Below are 3,350 nucleotides of genomic sequence, written 5' to 3' on the forward strand. Positions count from 1 at the left end.
CTGCCTTGTGGCTGGGGAATCGTGGGGCGCAGCTGCGCTATCTTTGCCGCGACCTCGGCGCTAAAGGCATTGAACTGCGTATTGACGGACTGAAGCCGCGCGACGACGGCGGCTCCTTCGCCCGCGCGCTGCTTCAAATAGTCATTCCACTCTAAGGCTGTGCAGCTACGCCGGAGATGCAGCAGTGCGGCTTTTTCCAAGATCGCCGCGCGCTCGGCCTGAAGCTGGTCATTGACTTTGGAATCGGCGAGAATGTGCTCAGGACGGGGTGTCAGCTCGGTGGGCTTGTCCTTTGTTGGGACGGCGATAAAGTTGTCCGGGAAGATCCAGTCGGCGGCGTAGATATTATAGTCGAACACAGTTGCCGGATCCCAAACAACCCCGAGCGTCTCCCGGAACTTCGCGTTGAAGAGTCGTACCCCGATCTCCGTGTTCAGCCCGTTAGAGGCGACATCAATATCGGAGGTGAGCTTCTCAGCGCCCGTCGAAGTGAGCGGCTTAAAGTGCTGCTCGTCCGTCCCCGTTCTGGCTTCCTCCTGAAACGCACTCGTAAGCTCCGGCAGTGGACTCTGCTCGTTTTGCAACTGGCTCCTAATGCCCGTCTGAGTCGTCGTCGCCACCCCATTGCAGACCACGGTGCGCATCCGCACAAGCTCGCGCATGAGCTGTAGCCCGGCCTCGTGCGAGGGAGTCTTCACCTTCACACTCTGCGGCCATTTCTCAAAGAGCAGACACTCCTTCGCTTTGCTCCAATCGGCCTCGAAGGGCCCGAGCAGCAGTTTCTTGAGCTCATCGTCTTTCCCGGCGATGCTCAGAACATACGCCGGAGTAAGCTGCCCCATCAGTGCGGTCATGGATGCCTGATCCCGTGCATGGGCTTGCATGGGGACAAGTCCTAGAATCATGAGACCTGCCAGGTAAGGAAGTGAAAGCTTCATGGGGCCACTCTACCAAGGCAGTTTCTCACAAGTCTCTCTAAAGTCTCTCTCCGTAAAGAGAGTTTCCGATATACTGGTTGGGTGAAGAAGGAGAACGATCCCTGTACGAGATAACCCTCACGGATGGACTGGCGGTGCGTCGTGGGCCGATGACTCGGACGACGTTCCCCACACGTAAGGCGGCGACCCTCCTTGCCTATCTCGTCACGCATCCGGGCAACCATAGCCGGGATAAATTGCTGGAGATTTTCTGGCCTGATCTGGAGCTAGACCCGGCGCGCCATGCGCTCTCTATGGCACTGAGCCATCTACGAAATGCTCTGGAGCGTGACTTCGATCAGCCGAAGGGAACCCTTCTCCGTGCCAGCCGCGATAGCGTTGGGCTGGAGACAGACGCCTACACCACCGATCTAGGGAGCTTTCCCGCAGGCTTCGACACGGAGCGGCTCTTGCCTGGCTTCTACGACGACTGGGTGCTTAAGCTGCGTCAGCATATCGCGGAGACAGTCCCCCCTGCTTCCTCAACAACTCCTCTCAGCCTGGAGCCCCTTCCCGCTGCGCTCGTTCCGTTTTTAGGACGGCACGAGCTTCGCGGCTCTCTGCCAGGCTTGCTGGCGAGCACGCGCCTTCTGACTCTCGTGGGAACGGGAGGAGTGGGAAAGACACGTCTGGCACTGGAGCTCCTACGCGACTTTGCGGCCGAGGGGAAATCCGTTGCTTGGGTGGAGCTCGCCGCCCTCACCGATCCCGAGACCATCCTAGATCGAGCTGCGATAAGTCTTGGGCTTAAGAATGACGAGGCACTCGTGCACGCGCTACGCCAGAGTCCGCTTCTCTTGGGCCTGGATAACTGTGAGCACCTGATTGAAGGAGCTGCGCTGGCCATACGACAGCTCCTTCGTGCGTGCCCACTGCTGACGGTTCTGGCAACCAGCCGGGAGCCACTCCAGGTTACGGGGGAGACACTTGTTCGGGTACCTTGTCTGACAGAGGCTGAGTCTGTCGAACTCTTTTGTGGAAGTGCCGTTCGAGCACAGCCAGGCTGGGAGCTTGCGCCGCAAGAGCGCCCTCTCCTTATCCAGATATGTCAACGATTGGATAGTCTGCCGCTTGCGCTGGAGCTGGCTGCAGGCCAACTAAGACGACAGACACTCTCCGAGCTAGCACGGCACTTGGCGACCTCGCCCACTGCGCTCCCCACCGGGAATCGTGGGGGGGCTCCACGCCAGCAGACCGTGCAGGCGACGATTGCCTGGAGCTACGAGCTCCTCAGTGAGCCTGAACAAGAGTTCTTCGTGCGCCTAGCAATCTTCCAAGGCGGCTGGACACTAGAAGCGGCAAGTGCTCTGGGCTCCGAACCTCCTGAAACGCACAGCCTGCTAGATGCACTGGTGGATAAGAGCCTCATTCAGCTAGATCGCTCCGAGCGGGGAGTGCGCTATCATTTCCTAGAGACGATCCGGGAGTTCTCGCAAGCACGCCTTGCCGAGCTGCCCACTGAGGTGGCTCTGGCTCTGCGACGCAAGCACCTTGAGTTCTATTTTACGCTCACTGAGAGCGGCCCCGGGATGCTGAGTAACACAATCCATCTTTGGGCACACCAGCTTGATCCCGAACAAGACAATGTTCATCAAGCACTGAGCTTCTGCCGGATAGACCAGCCGGAGCGTGCCGTCTCCTTTTGCAATATCCTGACCCCCTACTGGGCGACACGTGCCTGTTTTCGAGAGCAAAGGCAGCAGTGCCAGGAGACACTTTCCCGGCTTACTGCACCGCCTATGACACCAGCGTTTGTTCGTTTCCTGAACGATCTGTGTGCAAACCTCCAGGCGCAGGCCAATTGGGAAGAGGCAAGTGCGGTTCTGGCATTATTGCCACCTGATGTGCAGGATCTCCTGACACTGAGTAGCCGCGCGATGCTTGCTTTCAATCAAGGGCAGCTTGAAAAGTCACACGAGTTGTTTATGCAGAGCTTTCAGGAAGCGCAGCGGCATGGCACCCCAGAACAACAGGCATCCGCCCTGACAAATCTTGCCTCGGTGCTCATTGCGCAGGGAAAACTTACCGAAGCACGCGATATCCTGACACAGGCACGTGCGCTGACCACCGTTCCTGCCTACCAAACCAGTGGCTTTGCGCTGGTGGATCTGCTCGAAGGTAAATTAGCAAGTGCACGAGCGGTGTTGCAAGGGAAGTTAGCCGACGACCTCGCGCGGAACTATCACTACGAACACGCCTACACAATAACACTCTTTGCCCTACTGGCGCTCCACGAGGGAAGCTTCCAGCAGGCTGCCCAGCTCTTCGGAGCGAGCATGAGCTGGGAGACCTACCAAGGCCAGCATATTCAGGAACCCGAACGTAGCCTCCGCGCCAGTAAGATGGCCTTCCTTAAAACCACTCTTGGCGAAA

The 3,350-nt window shown here is 58.3% G+C and carries 2 protein-coding genes; one reads left to right on the forward strand and one right to left on the reverse strand.

Annotated elements, in window-relative coordinates:
• Window positions 1-938: hypothetical protein (locus ACH2EH_RS19150; protein ID WP_395144167.1), on the reverse strand; the 938-nt coding region annotated here is incomplete at its 3' end.
• A 77-nt stretch (window positions 939-1,015) separates the two neighbouring features.
• On the opposite strand from ACH2EH_RS19150, the gene ACH2EH_RS19155 reads away from it, so the two are divergent.
• A partial coding sequence (locus ACH2EH_RS19155) for an NB-ARC domain-containing protein (protein ID WP_395144169.1) occupies window positions 1,016-3,350 on the forward strand: 2,335 nt, incomplete at its 3' end.

Source organism: Armatimonas sp., assembly GCF_043760365.1.
Lineage (GTDB): Bacteria > Armatimonadota > Armatimonadia > Armatimonadales > Armatimonadaceae > Armatimonas.